Here is a 19,934-nt window from a genome sequence, read left to right on the forward strand (position 1 = left end):
AAAAAGCACTTCGCGACAGAAAATTTTTATTATCTTTTGCGAAAATCGAACCGGAACTCCGGGTTCTCCCCCGGTACGGAGAGAAAATTTATCCATATTTGGCTCGTTTTCAGAAAAATCGAGATTTAGGGTTATAGGATTAAGGATTACTATGGCAGTCAAATACACCGAAGACAACATCAAATCGCTGGAATGGCACGAACACATCCGGATGCGCCCGGGAATGTACATCGGGAAGCTGGGCAACGGTCAAAGCCCCGACGACGGCATTTACGTTCTGGCAAAAGAAATTATCGACAACTCCATCGACGAATTTGTGATGGGCGCGGGAAAACGGATTGAAATCGAAATCCAGGATCGCGAAGTCCATGTCCGGGACTATGGGCGCGGCATTCCGCTCGGAAAAGTCATCGACTGCGTTTCCAAAATGAACACCGGCGGCAAATACGACTCCGAAGCGTTCCAAAAATCCGTCGGCCTGAACGGCGTCGGCACCAAGGCGGTGAACGCCCTTTCCGACAAGTTCATCGTGCAGAGTTTCCGGGACGGCAAATGCAAAAAGGCGGAATTCAGCCGCGGCGTACTCGTCAGGGAATACGGGGAATGCAAAACCTCCGAAAAGAACGGAACCGAAATCATCTTCTCTCCCGACCCGACGATTTTCGACAAGAACTACCGCTTTCTTCCCGCCTACATGGAAGAAAAAATCTGGAATTACGCCTACCTGAACACCGGACTCACCCTGGTGATGAACGGCAAGGAATACGTGAGCAAGGACGGGCTTCTCGATCTGCTTTCCGGTCGAGTCGATGACACGCTGCGCTACCCTATCGCCCATTCCAAGACCAAGGATATCGAAATCGCCTTTACCCACGGAAATCAATACGGCGAGCACTATTTCAGTTTTGTAAACGGCCAGCACACGACCCAGGGCGGCACGCACCAGCAAGCGTTCCGAGAAGGTTTCGTCAAAGGCATCCGCGACCATTACAAAAAGGACCTGGACCCTGCGGATATTCGCAACTGCATTATTGCGGCCATCGCCGTACGCATCCAGGAACCCGTCTTTGAATCGCAGACCAAAACGAAGCTCGGCAGCACGACAACGGCACCGGACGGACCGTCGATTCGCACCTGGATTGTCGATTTCGTCTCCACGGAAGTGGACAATTATCTGCACAAGCATGCCGATGCCGAAAAGGCGCTGCTCGACCGGATTTCGCAAAGCGAGCGCGAACGGAAGGACATCGCCGGCATTCGCAAACTCGCCAACGAAAGGGCGCGCAAAGCCAACCTGAACAACAAGAAGCTCCGGGATTGCAAAGTACACCTGCCCGATGTCAAAAATCCCATCCACAAAGAAACGATGATTTTCTTGACCGAGGGCGATTCCGCTTCGGGAACGCTGACCAAGGCGCGCAACGTGCAAAACCAGGCGGTATTCAGCCTCCGCGGGAAACCGCTCAACAGTTTCGGGCTGACCAAAAAAGTCGTCTATGAAAACGAAGAGTTCAATCTGCTCCAGCACGCTCTCGACATCGAAAACGGTCTGGATTCCCTGCGCTACGACAAAGTGATTATCGCGACCGATGCCGACGTGGACGGCATGCACATCCGCCTTCTTCTGATGACGTTCTTCCTGCAATTTTTCCCGGAACTCGTGGAACAACGGCACCTGTATATTTTGCAGACTCCGCTTTTCCGCGTGCGCAACAGCAAAAAGAAAAAAGTGCTCTACTGCTACGACGAATCCGAACGGGACGAGGCGGCAAAAGTTCTCGCCGGAGCCGATCTGGAAGTCAGCCGTTTCAAAGGACTCGGCGAAATCAACCCGGACGAATTCCGCCAATTCATCGGCGAAACGATGCGGCTTGAAAGCGTAGTCACACCGCCGGACGCATCCCTGCAAAAAATGCTCGGCTACTATATGGGAAAGAACACCCCCGAACGACAGGAACGCATTGTTAAAAACCTGCGGGCTAGCGCTGTGGAGGAACTGTAATGAGCGACATGAACAACGAAGAAAACAAAGAACTCGATTCCAACATCCACGAAGCCGAAGTGCAAAGCAACACGGCGATTCTCGGGCTTTCCAACGCCAACCATCTGGAAAAGCTCTACGACGGCTGGTTCCTCGATTACGCGAGCTACGTCATTCTGGACCGCGCCGTCCCCTATTTTGAAGACGGCCTGAAACCCGTGCAACGCCGCATTCTGCACACCCTTTCCGAAATGAACAACGGGCATCTGATCAAAGTCGCCAACGTCGTCGGTGCCACGATGAAATACCACCCGCACGGCGATTCGTCCATTTATACGGCGCTTGTCGGACTCGGGCAAAAGGACCTGCTGATTGAAACGCAGGGAAACTGGGGAAATCCGCTCACCGGCGACGGCGCGGCGGCAGGGCGTTATATCGAAGGGCGCCTTTCCCAATTCGCACAAGAAGTCCTCTTCAACGACGAAACGACCGAATGGATTCCGAATTACGACGGCACACGCAAAGAACCGGTAACCCTCCCCGCCAAGTTCCCGCTGCTGCTCGCCCAGGGCGTCGATGGCATCGCGGTCGGGCTTTCCACCTACATTCTTCCGCACAATTTCAACGAACTTTGCGAAGCGAGCGTCGCCTATCTGAAAGGCAAAAAATTCACGCTCTACCCGGACTTTTTCACCGGCGGTTCCATTGACGTATCGCATTACGACGACGGTGCCCGTGGCGGAAAAGTCAAAGTCCGCGCCAAAATCGAAGTGCAGGATGCCAAGACCCTCGTCATCCGCGAAATCCCCTTCGGCACCACAACCGGCTCGCTCATCGAATCGATTGTCGCCGCCAACGACAAGGGCAAAATCAAAATCAAGCGCGTGGATGACGACACCGCGCAGAACGTGGAAATCATCATCCATCTGTTGCCGGGTTCCGAACCGCAGAAAATGATCGAAGCGCTCTACGCGTTTACCGATTGCGAAAAATCGCTTTCCCCATGTACCTGCGTCATCATCGACAAGAAGCCGTGCTTCACCACGACCACGGAACTTCTGAAGCTGAGCGTAAACCATACGAAGCGTCTGCTTAAATGGGAACTCGAAAACGACCTCCAGCATACGCAAGAAAAATGGCACGCGACAAGCCTTGAAAAGATCTTCATCGAGAACAAGGTTTACGAAGTCATCGAGAAATCGAAAGACCGGGAAGACATGTTCCTTCGGATTAGCGAAGGCCTGCGTCCCTACGTCAAAAAGCTTCGCCGGGAAGTGACCTCCAAGGATCTTGAAAAGCTCGTCGAAATCCCGATGCGCAAGCTCTCCCATTTCGACCGGAAAAAAGCGGACGAATTTCTGAAAGAGCTCGACGCCCACATCGAAGAAATCAACCACAATCTGGAACACCTCACCGAATACACCATCAACCATTTCAAAAATCTGGAAAAGAAATACGGCGCAGGCCGGGAACGCAAAACCCAGATTACGGAATTCGGAAAAGTCGATGCCGTCCACGTCGCGATGGCGAATCAGAAATTCTACGTCAATCGCAAAGAAGGCTTTGTCGGCACGGGACTCAAAAAAGAGGAATACCTGTTCGACGTCTCGGAATACGACGACATCATTGTATTCAAAGCGGACGGGACTTATAAAATCGTCAAAGTTTCGGACAAGGATTTTGTCGGCAAAGACATCCTTCTGGTGGAAAAATTCAACAAGGAAGACGAACGCCGCATTTACAACGTCATCTACCAGGACGGCAAGGACGGCCCGGCTCTCATCAAGCGATTCAACGTCGGCGGCGTCACCCGCAACAAGGACTACCCGATGGGCAAAGGAAAACCGGGAACGAAGATTCTCTACATTTCCTCGAATCCGAACGGCGAAGCCGAAGTGGTCAAGGTGATTCTCAAGCCTCGCCCGCGAATCAAGCTGAACTTTGAAGTGGATTTCGCCGATACCGAAATCAAAGGCCGCAACACGCTGGGCAACCAAGTAACCAAATATGCGGTCAAATCCATCAAGAAGATCAGCGCGGGAGAAAGCACCCTCGGTGCCAAAATCTATTACTTCGACACCGTATCCGGCATCGTCAGTACGCAGCGCAAAGGCAACCGCCTCGGCGCATTTGAAGACGGAGAAAAACTGATTACCATCCGCACAAACGGCATGACGAAACTGCACGAGATGAAAGACCCGATTCTCGTCGGGACGGACATTCTGTATATCGGAAAATACGATCCGGAGCTGACATTCACCGTCCTCTATTTTGAAGGCGAAAATTTCAGCTACATGGTCAAGCGCTTTACCCTGGAAAATTGCCCGACGACAACGGAATTCAACATTCTTTCCGATCATCCGGACACTCGCATGGTGGAACTCTTCAGCACGGACAGTGCCCGAGTCACTATGGATTACCAGTCCGGGCACAAGGTCGAACAAGAGGAAATCGATCTGACCGTGATGGCCGACGTCAAGACTTACAAGGCTCTGGGAAGCAAATTCACCGCCAAAAAAGTGAAACGCTTTACCCGAATCGACGAAGAAACCGGCGGCGAACTTCCGGAAGATTCCAAAAATCCCGATATGCCGGATCTTTTCGGCTAACGGTCAAAGCTCTCGGCGGAACGTTTTGCGTTCCGCCCGCCTTTTCGGGCTTTTGCAAAAGGCCTCCTCTAAGTTGCATGAAAGCGGCTAGTTATCAGTTGTTACCATAGTTGCTGAGCTTGTCAAAGATCACTAACCGGCGGTCCCTGCCCTTCGATAAACTCAGGAACCGCCTGTCGAAGGGCGAACCTCTTCACCAAGGCTCTTTCAGAGGAACGATAGCCAGCAACGCAACGATGATCACGGCAAAGGCTTCCCGCATTCCAGAAAAAGAACAACGTAAAGAAATGGCGAGTATGCTGCCACACGTGTTCGGCAAGATGTTCGCACTCGCGCCAGAAATGCGCCAGCTCCCCGCCAGTCTCCCTCATAATCGTTCCCTTACGGAATGTTGTACAAAATCGTTTCGGCTAGATTCTTCCATTTTGAAGGCGCAATATTGACGAGACGAGAACAATTTTATAGCTTATTGCGCTTTTTAGCCAGCAAATAAGGAAGCTTTATGAAAGCAAAATTGTTATTTGTGCTATTTTATCTGTTTCCGAAGGAAATGTGATTTTCGGGAAAGCACCTTCCATTGAAGAATGCAAGGCATACGATGCGCCCAGTCTCTTGAATCTCCAGTATGTATGGAGGATTTGACATGAAGAATCTGTGCGTTTTCCTTTTGGCGTTGCTTCTGTTCGCCTGTTTCGACGAATCTTCGGTAACGCAGGCCTACAGAGAGAAAGAATACGATCCGGATTTTGGCTGGCGCAAGGGGGATTTCATCCCGGTGCTAGACGAATCCAAGTCGTTTGGAGGCCTGAAATCTATTTATCATGTCGGCGACAGGATTGTTCTGGTTGACGATTACTGGTCCAGCAACGAGTATACTTCCCTGGAGCCTGGCACCAATACCCCAAGGGTGTTCGCCTCGAAGATCGGATCGACTCATTGGGACGCACTTGTCAGTTCCGAGTGGATTCGTTACGTGTACGGGGACTCCACCGGCCTTTATGCCGGGACCCAGCTTAGCGGCAAGGTTCTGAAGTACGATTTCGATCGCAGTACATGGGACGTGATATATGCGCACCCATTTGATTCGCTCGGTTTGTACAACGTCTATGGAATTGCCATTTACCAAGGCCGCCCCGTTGTATGCCTCGCCGGCTTCGAGGACCGTACCGATAAGCGCAACGAAACCATAAAGCTTGCGATGAAAATGCAGACGGATACCGGATGGGTGGATATCACGTATAACTACGATTCGCCCAAGGAAAACCCGATGCAGTTCCACAAGGGGGTTGAGCTAAATGGCAAGTTGTACACGATTAGCGGTGCCCGTGGCATGTGGCGCTATGGCGGCAGCTGGAAAAAGATAGAGAAAACTCCAATTCCCAACTGGGCGACATGGGTTGATAAAAATGATACTACAGAAGGAATTATGGACATCGTAGTGCATAAGAATAAAATTTATGTTATAGGTCAATATTCTTCTACCAGCATCCTTGAATATGATGAAAGTCTGGACTTGTGGAACCCTATAGACAGCGTCATTGAGACCTACAACGAGACTATTGACACGACGGACCCTTTTGCCGACCCCTATCGTGGGCATAGAGTTTATAAGAGCGGTCCGTTTAACCGTTTTTCCTTGGCGTCGGATGGAAAACATTTGTTTGTTGCAGGTAGCGATGCGGCACCTTATGTTTACATGGGTGACTATGGAGAACCCTATGGAAATGAGGAAAAGGGCTGGCGATGGTTTTTTGGCAACTTGTGTTCCCACCTAAGTTGCCTTGTTCGCGACGCTTCTTTTGATATGGTTGCCGTCGGTGACACCCTGTATGTGGCGAATTGGGAAGCCCTTTTGAAGTTCCCGTTGAAGGATTTGGACGAAGCCATTTCGGATCAGGAATCCTATCCGTCGATTGAATGAACGTATGGATTAGTCTGAAGCCCGCCTGGCTACATCAATGATGAATACGAGTTTCTGCACGGAATGACGTTTTCAAATCGGTTGGTGCCCTTCGACGGGCTCAGGGACCGTTTGTCAAACTAGTCGAAGCATTTCCCAAGCCCTTTTTAAAGGTCGCCTCAAGGCTTTTTAAAATTTTTGGAACGGCATTTCCCCGCTTTTATGTATTTTTGAAAATGTGTGATTCGTCACACGGTTTCCCTTTTACGAGGTTTCTGTGCTTCGCCTAGCTGTTTTTGCCCTTTTCTTATCCTTCTCCACGCTTTTTGCCCAAGTCCAGTTTCCGCATGGTTCCGGCGTCATCGACGTGACCCTGCCGCCTTACAATGCCAAAAACGACGGCAAGACCGATGTGACAGAAATCATCCAGCAGGCTCTGGACGATCATCCTAACGGCGACTACATTATTTATTTGCCCAATGGAACCTACCTGATTTCGCGCCAGCTCAGCTGGCCCCAAGCCGAAAAAGAGGAACATTCCTACCGCAAGACCATCCTTCAGGGCGAAAGCATGGGAGGCACGCATCTTGTCATGCAGGACAACGCCTACGGCTACGACAATCCGGACGCTCCCCGGGCGATGCTCTACACGGGAATGGGCAACTTCGCGCACAATCGGAACGCCATCCGCGATATGACTCTCCACACGGGCAAAGGCAATCCGGGGCTTATCGGCATCCGCTTTAACGCCAACAACCAGGGGACCATCCTGAATGTGAAAATCTTCTCGGGCGATGGTTCCGGCGTCGCCGGCATCGACATGAATTATACGGACAATATCGGTCCCCTCTTTATCAAGAACGTGGAAATCCGCGGATTCAATGTGGGCATTCTCACCGGCTTCCCCATGTACGGGATGACTTTTGAACACATCACCCTTCTCGACCAAAAGAAATACGGCATCGAAAACCACGATCAGGTTCTGACCATCCGCAATCTCCGCAGCCGCAACGCGGTTCCCGCCGTCGCCAACTTCGGTGAAAACGCCCTTCTCACGATGCTCGGCGGCGCACTGGAATACACCGGCAAGAAAAAGGCCAAAATCCCCGCCATCTACAACGAAGGTTTCCTCTTTGCGCGCGACATCGCCACCAGCCGATACGCCAAAGCGATCGAAGACCGCGGACCCGCTTCCGGTGAAGGAGTTGACGGCTCCGAAATCATCGAATACTCTTCCGACCTTCCGACAAACCTCTGCCATTCCCCGCAGTATTCCTTCAAGCTTTCCGTTGCCGAAACCATGCTCCCCGTCGAGCAGACCGCCGACTTGTGGGTGGGAATCCAAGGCGATTACGGCGGAACGCAAGGCACGGGTTCCGACGACTCCAAAGCCATCCAGCAGGCGATTGACGACGGCGCAGAGACCATCTACTTCACTCCCGGCGGACGCTATACGATTAACAAGGACATCCACATCCGCAAAAGAGTCCGGCGTCTCATCGGAACGGAAGCGACCATCGACGGCACGGGAAAATTCATCATCGAGAGCAGCGCATTCAAGGAAATCACCATCGAAAGGTTCGGCGAGTTCGGCGCAGGAATCGTCCACAAGTCCCCGCAGGCGCTGATTCTCAAAAACATGAAAGTCAAGGAATACGAAAGCGCGGAGCAGGGCGCGGGCGATCTCTACCTGGAAGACGTGGCGATAAACCAGATGGAAATCAACCGGCAACACGTCTGGGGACGCAGCCTTTACATGGACAACGACCGCAAGACGAAAATTGTAAACAACGGCGGCACTCTATGGATTCTCGGACTGACGGCGAACAACGGAAATACGGTTTTGCACAACCGGAAGCACGGCGAAGCGGAACTGGTCGGCGTCCACGTCATTTCCAACCGCAAGGCGAAATACGCCCCGATGTTCATCAATGACTCGGCGAGCATTTCCGTCGAAGGCCTCCGCGAGACCCTCATTCAAGGGAACGCCTTCCCCAAGATTGCCGAAGAAACTCGGAACGGCATCACGCAGACCCTCTTTTCCGAAAACCTGCTCAAAAATCCGTCCGGCGGAACCATGATGACGCTTTTTGTCGGCTACATTCCCAAGGTCGGCAGCAACGAGCCGCCCGAAGTGGAAGGCGCAGACGACATGATTCTTTTGCAGAGCGGCATCGCCAAGTTCTCCGGCAGGGTCTATGACGACGGACGCGGGAGCAAAGGCTTTTGCAAAGATCCCGTCCAATGGAAAAAAATTTCCGGACCGGGACGCGTCGTATTTTCCAACGACAAGGATTACGAAACAGACGTGTCGTTCTCTTACAGCGGCAGATACAACATCGCCTTTACCGCGGACGACGGCGAGTTCAAGAGCAGCGACACTTCCCGCATTTACGTTTTTGACCTGCGCACGACCACCAAAGACCACAGCGGAAACGGCGTTGCTTCGGGACGCGGCATGGACACCTGGGTTTCGGAATTCGACGGCTATTCCCCGCACGGCGACGACTCGCTTCTGCAAATCGGCTACAGCAAAGAAGGGGCCAGCGCCAAGATCTACCTCAAGTTCGACGTGTCCGCAGTTCCAGGCCCCATATCCGACGCGGCGTTGCAACTCCAGATGCCTCCGGATCCCCGCTATAAAGACAAAAAGAAGCCCGTCCTGTGGAATGTCTTCGGGCTTCTCGAAGAGCCGGGAAAGGATTTCGGAGACGGCATCCTTCCCGCGGACTGGCAGGAAAGCGAAATGACCTGGTATAACGCCCCCGCCAATCAGGACGGTCCCGGCGGCGCTTACATTCCCCGCAAGGCGCGCGGCGGTGGCATTGACCCCAAATACACAAGCTACCTCGGCACGATTTCGCCCAAACCGGATTCCCCCTTCGGAACGTTCATCAAGACGACGAACTTGACAGACTTCATGAAGCGCAAGCACAAATCGAAAATTTTCACGTTCATCCTTTCCGCAGTCGCCCCCAGCGATTCCAGCTATTTCGTCTATTCGCGCGACGCCGGCAAGGCACTCGCCCCCGCCCTCTACATCAGCTATTTCGATTCCAACCGTACGGTCAGCGGCATCACCACGGAAAGCGCCATCCAGCTTTCCAAAGTCCACATCGACATCGTGACACTGGAATGCGATTTCGATTTGACCATCGGCGAACCGCAATTCGTCAAAATCGAAATTTTCAACGAATCCGGCAAATTCATCCAGCAGATTTGCGGGCGGGAACTCAAGAGCGAGACCAAATACCCCTTCAAGTTCAAGGCGAAAAGCTTCCCGACGGGCAAATACACCTTGAAAGTCTCCGGAGAATCCTTCTCCCGCGAAGAAAAATTCTACATCCTGAATTAAGGCAGATATGAAGCACGCATTTTTCAAATTCATTCCGGCAATTTTCGCCCTCTCCCTCATCGGTTGCGGAAGCGACAGCGGCTCCTCCGCTAGTGAAGAGTCCTCTTCTTCGGAATCCTCGTCGTCCGTTTCGTCCAGTTCCTATTCCAACCGCCTCGACGTCCTCTATGCGGACACGCTCACCGCGGACACGCTCCGCATAACTCCCCGCGATTCCCTCTTCTCTTCCTGCAAGCTGTTTTTAGGAGAACTCCCTCAAGGTTCGCGCATCCGGATTATAGCGAAAAAGACGGGAGGCGACGCCGATTCCCTGTTCGTCCGGGAAGAAGCGGGTGAAATTCTCTACCCGGAATATTTTTGGACGGACGCAAACGGAGACACGACCTACAACACGCAGAATTTGTACGCCAAGCTGGACACCGCCGATTATTCCTCGGTCATTTTCGTCACAACGGCAAACTCCGGATTCTACTATGTGGATATTCCCCGCATCAGCACGGACCGGGATTCTTCTTTTTCCATCCGCATTGCCGCTGAAATCCAGAGCGGCTACTACCGCTACGTCGGCGATACCACCCGGCTGGAACTTTCACCGGGCGACACCATTCGCGGCGTCTTCCTGCTAGGCAATTCAAGCGACAGCGCACTCGCCGGATTTTCAGCATCCACGGGCAAGAGCATCAACATCAAAGCATTCGGCAAGTCTCTCGATGAAATCGTCCTTCGCAGCAAATCTTCGACCCTCGCTTCGGGACTTTCCGTAAACGAACAGATTCTGCCCGAAAAAGACGAAGAGTATTCCGTCGCCATCCGTCCGCAAAAATTCCCCAACTACCAGACGGGCTACTACGGTTATTTCACCATTGAAACGACCAGCCGCGATTTGGAAAAGGGAGAATACTTCGCCCTGCCGGATTCCATCCAGAAAGTCGGCGACACGCTCACCATCGTCCGTCCCAAAAACGACGCCGCCAAATACTATCTGCGCCAAGAACAATACGTGTGGCTGGCAAAGCTTTCCAAAGGCGACACCCTCCAGATTTACCACAGCATCGAAGGCTACTTCTCCGATGCCAGCTACCCCGCCACTTACACGATACTCGACAGCGAAGGCGATTCCATTTCCACCATTACCGAAACCCGCCCGCAGTTTATCGCGCCTAAAGACGGCGACTACTATCTGCATTACATCCGCTTGAACTCCCCGCCGCAGACAAGCAGCCAGATCCTGACTCTCCATACGATGATCCAGCGTTTGAACTACGTGACCAAATTCTACTTCTACGACGAAGAACTCGACAAAGTTATCACGGAGTATTCAAGGAGCCTTGGCGACACGCTCCACTTTGCGTCGCTTTCCCTCCGCACAGAGCCCTCGGACGTGAGCAACCTCGCCCGCTGGTATATGCCCTGCGAAGATCTCGCCTACATCCAGTCCGCCTATTCAATGGAAAGCTGCAAGTCCAAAGGTTCGGACCAGCTTTTAAGCGCAAACAATGTCGTCATCACCGAAAATGACGAAGCCATCGGTGAAACTTTCCACCTGATTGCGGAAAGCAAAGCCGATCCGCGAGCTCGCGACACAATCACCGTTTACATCAACGAATAATTTTTCTATATTTCGCACACCGTTTTGCCGAGCCAAGCTCTGCCAGCAAAACGGTTTTAACTAAAGAGCTTCCTTTCGAGGTAACAATGTCCTATCGTGGACCCAAAGCCAAGGTTGCCCGCTCTCTCGGGCTTGCAATCACCCCTAAAACCCAAAAGGTTCTGGACCGTCGTAAGTTCGGTCCCGGTCAGCACGGCCAAGACCGCAAGAAGTCCGCTTCCGTTTACAAGCAGCAGCTTGTCGAAAAGCAGCGTCTCCGCTTCACCTACAACATTTCCGAAGCCCAGATGGCAAAGACTTATGCCGAAGCCAACCGTCGTGACGGTTCTGCAGGCGACAACCTGATGGTTCTTCTCGAAACCCGCTTGGACGCCCTCGTCTTCCGCATGGGTTTTGCGCGCACCATTTTTGCCGCACGCCAGTATGTTGCCCACGGCCATTTCTCCGTAAATGGCGTCCGCAGCTATTCTCCGAGCCGACTCGTAAAGGCCGGCGACGTGATCGCCGTCCGCGAACGTTCCAAAAACCACGTCCAGATCAAGGAAGCCATCGACAATGCGCCGGCAGCTCCGGAATATCTGGCTGTGGATAAGGACAAAATGGAAGGCAAACTCGTAGCGACTCCGCTCCGTGGTCAAATTCCGGTTCAGCTCCAAGAACAGCTCGTGGTGGAATACTACTCCCGTTAGTAAAATTCTTCCGACGAAAACAGGAATTTTCAAAAACACTTTGCTTCGGCAAGGTGTTTTTTTGGAAATTATATACAATCTTCCTCCAAATACCCTCAAATAATTTTTTTTCAAAGCGTGAATTTCCTTTTCAGAAGGGGAATTTCTTTTCGCAGACTGCGAGGTGCTCGCTTTAGCAAAGGCTCCCTTTCAGGGACAATTCGTCTAAAAGAGTAAAACTCTTAAGACTCATGGGCGGCCCCTTTTCCCTTCACCCTATCCCCCGCCACGCTTTGTAGTTGGAAGTTTTGGTTTTGTGGGGTGGGATTGGATATTGCGCCATAGCGAGAAGGGGGAATTTTTTCAAACGGGGCTTTTTCTTTCGCAAGGGGGAACTCGGTTATCAGTAATCAGTTCCGACACCCAATCGGTCCCTGAGCCTGCCGAAGGGCAGGGACCGCCGGTTGGTGCACCTCGGCAAGCTCGGTAACCGCTTGTCGAACCACGGCTTTCACGTGAAAACGGGCCAAAACTGGCTCTGAATTGAACAGTGGCTTCCCCATTCCATCTGGTTCCTAATGGCTCTCGCCACCCGCTACGACGAGACTCCCTCCAAACTTTTACCGCTTCCGTTAAAAACGATTCCGCAACGCCCGACGTTCTCGGTCGTCGTAAACGGCAAGACCCTGCGGATGACGCATTCCTCCAAGAGTGCATCCCTTCGGATTCTTGACATCAACGGCAAAGAGTTTTACAGCCAGCCTTCGCTTTCCCCCAACGAAAGCATTTCCGTCCAAAATTTCAGGCCGGGAATTTACCTGGTGGGTATTCCCCGTTTCGGCATCAAAAAAATCATCGTCCGCTAATTTCACCCGGCCATTTCAAAACGCTAAATCCACAAGCCAGCCTATTCGCCAAGCGGGCTTTGTTCGCTGTCACATTCCATTTCGCTTCGTCACCATATTTTAACCGAACAAATTGAAAAAAACACATTTTTTTATATTTTGCGCGATTATTATAAGGAGGATTCAATGAATCTAAAAAAAGTAACGTCCGTCGTGCTTTTAGCGGCTGCGGTTAGCATGGCGCAGAGCGGATTAAAAGGCGGAAGCGATGGGCTTCATCAGCAAAACGCTTGGACATTGGGTCAATGGGGAGTCAGTGCCGGTTTGGGAATGAGCGGAACTCTCGACAGCTGGGCAATGTCCCGCGGCGGTATTTATTCCGTAAACGGAAAAACCTACGCAATGCCCAAAAATTCCCCATCCTTTGATTTCAACTTGTATGCGGCAGTCGGCCTGCTTCCCTTCTTGGATATCGGCCTTTCGATGCCCTACTACTACGACCATATCGACGATGGAATGGCGGGGGCGGCAGAACTCTGGGCTGCAGGTTTCGGCGATCTGGAACTGTGGACCAAAATCCGCGCGCCCTTCCTGAAAGAGAGCAATCCGTTCCAAGTGGCATTGCTTTTGCAGATGTCCGTTCCGACCGGAGAAACCGGCTACGGAGCCAGAGTCCGTCACGTCTGGTACATGAACGACGGTGCGACGCAGGCATTCACCGCCGACCAGATCATCCTCTCGGCTAGCCTTATCGGAACCGCGGACTTGACGAAAATCGACGTTCCTCTGCGCTTCAACGCCTACGCGGGCTATGTCGCGACCATCGACTACGGCGCAAACACCCTGATTTGGGGAGCCGCCGCCAACTACATCATCAACCCCCTGTTGGATGCCTTCTTGGAATTCAACGCGGAAACCCGCATCGAAGAAACCCACATCCCCAGAATGCCCTATGATCTGGATCCGATGGTGCTGACTCCCGGTGTGCGCTTCCATCTGCCTTACCATATCGACGTGGCTCTCGGTCTGGACATCGGCCTGAAGAATTTCAACAACCCGACATTCGATACCGAAAAGGAAATGGAGCAGGGACATGGCTTCTCCATCTATCACGAAAGCGAAGACGGCATCAAATCCAAAACCTACGTCCAGAACGAAGCGCATTACGGAGTGTCTGCGTTAATCGGCTGGAGACTCGGCGGCTCCACGCCCAAGGATAGCGACGGCGACGGTATCGACGATAAAAAAGACCTTTGCCCGCACACCCCGAAGGATGCTCCTATCGACGAAAAGGGCTGCCCGCTCGACAGCGACAAGGACTCGATTCCCGACTTCCAGGACAAATGTCCGAATACGCCACAGGGCGTGGCGGTCGATTCCATCGGTTGCCCGCTCGACAGCGACAAGGACGGCATCCCCGATTCCTTTGACAAGTGCCTGAACACCCAGGAAGGAACTTCGATTGATTCCACAGGTTGCCCGCTTGACAGCGACAAGGACGGCGTCCCCGATTCCGCCGACAAATGCCCGAACACCAAAGAAGGCATTACGGTCGATTCCACGGGATGCCCCGCCGACAGCGACAAGGACGGTGTGGCGGACTCCTTTGACAAGTGCCCGAATACCAAGGAAGGCGTCTCGGTCGATTCCACGGGATGCCCGCTCGACAGCGACAAGGACGGCGTGCCCGATTCCTTTGACAAGTGCCCCAATTCCAAAGAAGGCATTACGGTCGATTCCACGGGATGCCCCGCCGACAGCGACAAGGACGGCGTGGCGGACTCCTTTGACAAATGCCCGAATACCAAGGAAGGCGTTTCGGTCGATACGTTGGGATGCCCGCTCGACGGAGACAAGGACGGCGTGCCCGATTCCTTCGACAAGTGCCCCAATTCCCAGGAAGGCGAACCGGTGGATTCCACAGGATGCCCGCTCGACAGCGATCAGGACGGCGTACCCGATATTTCGGACAAATGCCCGAATACCCTGCCCGGCGTAAAAATCGACAACAAGGGATGCCCTGTAAATAAGAAGCAGGACCTCAGCAAGTTGAAACAGGGAATCCAATTCAAATCCAACTCGGCGGAACTGACAAAAGCGTCCTATGCAACTCTGGACGACATCGTTCGCCTGTTGAACCAGATTCCGCAAGCCAATCTGGAAGTACAGGGACATACGGACAACACCGGCTCCGAGGAATTGAACAACAAGCTTTCTCAGGAACGTGCGCAAACAGTCGTCAATTACTTCGTCAAGAAAGGCATTTCCAGCGACAGAGTGCGCGCCGTCGGCTTCGGCTCCAGCAAGCCGATTGCAGACAATAAAACCAAGAAAGGCCGCACCCAGAACCGCCGCGTGGAACTGGTACCTTTCCAGAAAGACTAGTCGCATATCTTAAAAAGGAAATCTTTGCCGGTCCCGTATGGGACCGGTTTTTTGCGCCCTTTTGTACTTCTTTTAACTCAGCAAGTGTTCGTGCAACTTATTTCCTGCAAAAGAAATATCCAAGTCCGCGAGAAAAATTTTTATTGCGAAAGAGAAATTCACGTTTTGAAAAAGATGACTTCCCCACTAAAAAATGCCATTCCCGCCCCAAAGCCTTCCTTTTTTAATAAATTTTACCCGCCTTTTCAAGGAGTTGAAATGAAGAACATTTTCAAAACAACTGCTGCCATCGCTTTTGCCTTTTCCGTGAACGCATTTGCAGCGGATATCGCCGAAAACTTTGCCTTTAAAGGAAATATCCAGACGCAGGCGGTCGCCAACAATAACGACGACGGTCTGGAATCCTTCTGGTTCCGCGCCAATCTCGGCGGAATGTACAAATCCGAAAATTTTGACGCCCAAATCATGATTCGCATGTTCGGTCCGCATTTCGGGAATAAAATCAACGGCAAGGAATACGACAAATTTCTCGCCGACCTCTATTGGGCCAATTACAAATACCGTCTCGGGGATCATGCGCTGAACCTGAAACTCGGACATTGGAAAACCGACTGGAGCAATTCCGGCAATTTCGGTACCTATGTCGATCCGGCACTCAACCGCCGCGGCATGATGATGCGCGATTATTCGCATGACGCTTTTGAACTCGGCTGGAACTTCGGACCGTCCGCTTTCAAGGCGATGCTCGCCACTTCCGACAATCAATTCAACACCGGCTATGTCCGCGTGGAAGAACGCCTGAAATTCAGCTTCCCGCTGGAAATCGCCGTCGCCTACCGCGTAAACGCCCTTGACGCCATGAACCAGCCGGCCACCCAGACACATCGTGTCGCCGGATACCTTTCTTATTCCTTCGTCAAAAATCTGCGGATCTACGGGGAAATCGCCTACATTAAAACCACCGAAGACAGCGACGTGAACGCAGAAAGCATCGCCGCGGGCAACGCCATCAAACCGGAATACGCACAAGGCTCCGAGCATCTTCCTTTTTACGTCGGCCTGGAAATTCCCACGATGGGATTCCTCGACCATCTGATGTTTGAATTGGAACACGTCGGCAACCGCGACGAACTGAATGCCGATGCCGACGATTTCGCCTGGACGGTCGGACTGGTCAAATCCTACGGACGCACAAAAGCGCAATTCAATGTTTTCAGCGAAAAAGAACTTGACGATGTCGCCGTCGCCCTGCGCTTTACAACGACCATCAAATAACGAATTTCAAAATGACAAACGGCCTGCGCAACGGACTTCCGCGAGCAGGCTTTTTTGTTTGGCATAAGACGTTTTTCGCCCTCGCGCCCTTCACCAAGAAATTTTCGCAACACCCGATAAATTTCTATTTTTAAAAACATGATAAAGATCAAAATTGCTAAACACGTTACCGACAATACAGACGCCCACGCTCTTTTCTTCGTCAAAAAAGCGATCCAATTTTCTTCTGTGCTGAGCGAAAATGGAGAAATCCAGGTTTCCCATTTTCTTTCCGAAGTCGCCAAAGGCATTTCCCAGGACTCGGACATTGCAGACATCGACGGACACAAGACCATTTTCATCGACGCCGCCAAAGACCGCGGGCTTTCTGCGCTGGATCAACTCCGGATGGCAGGCTACAGGCTGGGGAAGCGCGCAAGCCAAAAGCAATTTAAAACCGTCAAGCTTCTTCTTGCCGACGCCGCCGACGAACAATTCAAAGCGATTCTCCACGGCATTTATTACAGCGATTACCATTTTTCCAAATACAAAAGCAAAATTCCGGACAATTTCTGCGTCACCTATGAAATCGAAGCGGACTCCCGGGCCAAGGATTTTGAAAAGATTGCCGCCGAAGTTGCCGTAGAACAGCATTACATCGGCCTTTGCAAAAACTGGGTGAATACGACCGGTTCCGAATTGAATCCGGACGCCTTCGCCAAAACTGCCATTCAAGAGGCTCACCGGGTTCCGGGACTCTCGATCACGATTCTCAATTCTCGAATTCTTGCCAAAAACGGATTCAACGGTCTTTTGACCGTAGGCAGCGGCAGCCGATTTGAACCCTGCATGATCAAGCTCAGCTACAATCCCAAAAACGCCGCGGACAACGTCCACTTGGCCCTTGTCGGAAAAGGAATCACCTTTGACACCGGCGGCATTTCCCTAAAAACCGCCCGCGGAATGCAGGAAATGATCAGCGACATGAGCGGAGCGGCTGCTGCCCTTGCCGCCATCTGCGCCGCAGCCGAACTCAAACTCCCCGTGAAAATGTCGGCCTATCTTTGCCTTGCCGAAAACCGCATCGGTTCGGGAGCCATGCTGCCCGGCGACATCTTTACGGCCAAGAACGGCAAAACAGTCGCCATTGGCAACACGGATGCCGAAGGCCGCCTGGTTCTTTCGGATGGTCTTTGCGCCGCAGCCGAAAGCGGAGCAACCCACATTATCGATTTGGCAACCCTTACCGGAGCCATGGTTCGGGCTCTTGGACCCAGCATCGCGGGATTTTTCGCCAACGATGACGAATTGGCGAAACAAGTCATTCAGGCAGGCAACGCCGCTTGCGAAAAGTTCTGGCAGATGCCGCTTGAAGACGAATACTTCAAAGAACTCGAAGACCATTATGCGGACCTTTCCAATGTGGGAAAAAGCGCCGGGGCTATTCTCGCCGCCCTGTTCCTGCGGGAATTTGTTCCCGAAGATGTCAAATGGGCGCACTTCGATATCGCGGGTCCCGCCTACACGACGCAAGCCTGGAAATACACTTCTTACGGAGCGACGGGATTCGGCGTGCAGACCCTGCTCGAAATGCTTCGACAACTCGGAACCTCCCAAGAGGAGTAATTTTCTATCGCGGGCGGCACTTCTTTTGAATTGCCGAAACGTCCGGTGGATATAAAAATAGCGAAACTCCGTGTTTCGCTATTTTCTTTTATCGGAATATTTGGGATTTAGATACAAAATTCCACCTCGATTTGCTTGGTTGGTGCCCTTCGATAAACTCAGGGACCGTCGGTTAGCGAGCTTGTCGAACTAGTCGAACCATGGTTAGCGACTAGTGATCAGTGATTAGTTGGAAGTTGGGAGTCGGAACTGATAACCGAGTTCCCCCTTTCGCGAAGTAACATATCTCATTCCGCCCCAGAATCTAAAATTTCCCCCCGCCAAGCGTGGCGGGGGATAGGGTGAAGGAAAAAGGGGCTGCCCATGAGTCTTAAGAGTTTTACTCTTTTAGACGAATTGTCCCTGGAAGGGAGCCTTTGCTAAAGCGAGCACCTCGCAGTCTGCGAGAAGAAATTTTCCTTGTGGAAAAGAAATTCCTGTATTGAAAAAAAGAGTTCCACTTTGCGAAAAAGATGTTCACACTTTGAAAAAATTTTTAATTGAGAACGTTTGGCGGAAGATTGTCCATAATTCCCGAAAGTTTTTATTCGCCCAAGCACGCGTTCAAGGACTGGACGATTTCCGCCTTATCCATGCGTTGCCCGATAAAGACAAGACGGATTTCACGGTCGCCGTATTTTTCATCCCACATTTTGCGGACTTCGGGTTCCTCTTCCAAGGCGCGTTCCTGTTCCCCCTTGTTCAGCGAGGCAATCCAGCGTCCCAGACAATGAACGCTCGCATCCTTTCCCGCCTGTTCAAAGAGATAAGAATAGGTGCGGTCGTCGTCAAACCAAAGAAGTCCCTTGGTCCGGATAATGCTGTTCGGATAATCGTCTAAAAACGCTTCCAGCTTTTCCCGATTGAACGGACGGTGTTCCCGATAAACAAAAGTGCCGATGCCATATTCTTCGGACTCCCCTTCTTCCTCTTCTTCGGGTTCGTTCAACTGTTTGACCCACGCCGCCGAATTGGAAACCTTGGCAAAATCAAAAAGCTTCGTATCCAGAATATCCGCCATTTCCACCTTGCCAAAATTGGTTTCGATCATTTTGGCTTCGGGCTGCAAGGCGCGGACGACGGCGCGAACGTGCTTCAGATCTTCCGCGGAAATGCTGTCCACTTTGTTCAGGACAATCGTGTTGCAAAATTCAATCTGCTGCACGAGCAGGCTGGACACGTCTTCTTCGTCCATATTCTCGTCCAGAAGTTTTTCCCCGGCTCCAAATTCCGTCGCCAGGCGCAATACGTCCACCACGGAAATAATCCCGTCCAAGTGGCACGGCAGCGGTTTGCCGTCCCGACTTTTCAGCTTGGAACCCATCAGGGTAATCGTCTGCGCAATGGGAAGCGGTTCGCAAATGCCGCTCGCTTCGATCAGAATGTAATCGAACTTGCCCTGTTCCAGAATCTGCGCAATCTGTTCCAAAAGATCCGTTTTCAGGGTGCAGCAAATGCAACCATTCGAAAGCGGGACAACGGCATCTTTCTGCTGCACGTTTCCGCCTTTTTCAATGAGCGTCTGGTCAATGTTCACTTCGCCGATGTCATTGACGATGACCGCAACCCGATAACCCTGCTGGTTGTTCAAAACATGGTTCAAAAGCGTGGTCTTTCCGGCTCCGAGATAACCGGCAAGAAGAGTGATAGGAACGGACTTCAT

General features: G+C 52.0%; 12 protein-coding genes. 11 read left to right on the top strand and 1 reads right to left on the bottom strand.

Translation table 11 applies throughout. The features are described 5' to 3' along the window. Positions 1-151 precede the first annotated feature (151 nt). From BGX14_RS01220 to BGX14_RS01275, 11 genes are all read left to right on the top strand, one after another. Entirely contained in the window at positions 152-2,002 is a 1,851-nt protein-coding gene (locus tag BGX14_RS01220) for a DNA topoisomerase IV subunit B (RefSeq protein WP_095878831.1), read from the top strand. Next, positions 2,002-4,590 (top strand): DNA gyrase/topoisomerase IV subunit A, encoded by a 2,589-nt coding sequence (locus BGX14_RS01225; protein WP_073305618.1) that lies wholly within the window; start codon positions 2,002-2,004, stop codon positions 4,588-4,590. The genes BGX14_RS01220 and BGX14_RS01225 overlap by 1 nt, the downstream gene beginning before the upstream one ends. Positions 4,591-4,709: 119 nt before the next feature. Further along, entirely contained in the window at positions 4,710-5,033 is a 324-nt protein-coding gene (locus tag BGX14_RS15175; protein ID WP_143394074.1) for a hypothetical protein, read from the top strand. Between the two features lie 200 nt (positions 5,034-5,233). Beyond that, positions 5,234-6,511, top strand: coding sequence for a hypothetical protein (locus tag BGX14_RS01235; protein ID WP_095878833.1), 1,278 nt, complete (start codon positions 5,234-5,236; stop codon positions 6,509-6,511). 256 nt (positions 6,512-6,767) lie between these two features. After that, a complete protein-coding gene (locus BGX14_RS01240) occupies positions 6,768-9,845 on the top strand; it encodes a glycosyl hydrolase family 28-related protein (protein ID WP_095878834.1) in 3,078 nt (1,025 codons plus the stop codon). A gap of 7 nt (positions 9,846-9,852) precedes the next feature. Beyond that, complete coding sequence (locus BGX14_RS01245) at positions 9,853-11,454, top strand: hypothetical protein (protein ID WP_095878835.1); 1,602 nt, start codon at positions 9,853-9,855, stop codon at positions 11,452-11,454. A gap of 86 nt (positions 11,455-11,540) precedes the next feature. Beyond that, positions 11,541-12,143: a 30S ribosomal protein S4 gene (rpsD, locus tag BGX14_RS01250; protein ID WP_073305628.1), complete on the top strand. Its 603-nt coding sequence runs from the start codon at positions 11,541-11,543 to the stop codon at positions 12,141-12,143. 557 nt (positions 12,144-12,700) lie between these two features. Next, positions 12,701-12,988 (top strand): T9SS type A sorting domain-containing protein, encoded by a 288-nt coding sequence (locus BGX14_RS01255; RefSeq protein WP_073305629.1) that lies wholly within the window; start codon positions 12,701-12,703, stop codon positions 12,986-12,988. Positions 12,989-13,153: 165 nt separating this feature from the next. Continuing rightward, positions 13,154-15,352: an OmpA family protein gene (locus BGX14_RS01265; RefSeq protein WP_073305633.1), complete on the top strand. Its 2,199-nt coding sequence runs from the start codon at positions 13,154-13,156 to the stop codon at positions 15,350-15,352. A 258-nt stretch (positions 15,353-15,610) separates the two neighbouring features. Beyond that, on the top strand, positions 15,611-16,627 hold the full coding sequence (locus BGX14_RS01270) for a hypothetical protein (RefSeq protein ID WP_073305669.1): 1,017 nt from the start codon (positions 15,611-15,613) through the stop codon (positions 16,625-16,627). A gap of 138 nt (positions 16,628-16,765) precedes the next feature. After that, positions 16,766-18,232, top strand: a complete 1,467-nt coding sequence (locus BGX14_RS01275; protein ID WP_073305635.1) for a M17 family metallopeptidase — start codon at positions 16,766-16,768, stop codon at positions 18,230-18,232. A gap of 583 nt (positions 18,233-18,815) precedes the next feature. On the opposite strand, the gene BGX14_RS01280 is transcribed toward BGX14_RS01275, so the two are convergent. Continuing rightward, positions 18,816-19,934, bottom strand: a complete 1,119-nt coding sequence (locus BGX14_RS01280; protein WP_095878836.1) for a GTP-binding protein — start codon at positions 19,932-19,934, stop codon at positions 18,816-18,818.

Source organism: Fibrobacter sp. UWS1 (assembly GCF_002300445.1).
In the GTDB taxonomy this organism is placed as follows: Bacteria; Fibrobacterota; Fibrobacteria; order Fibrobacterales; family Fibrobacteraceae; genus Hallerella; species Hallerella intestinalis.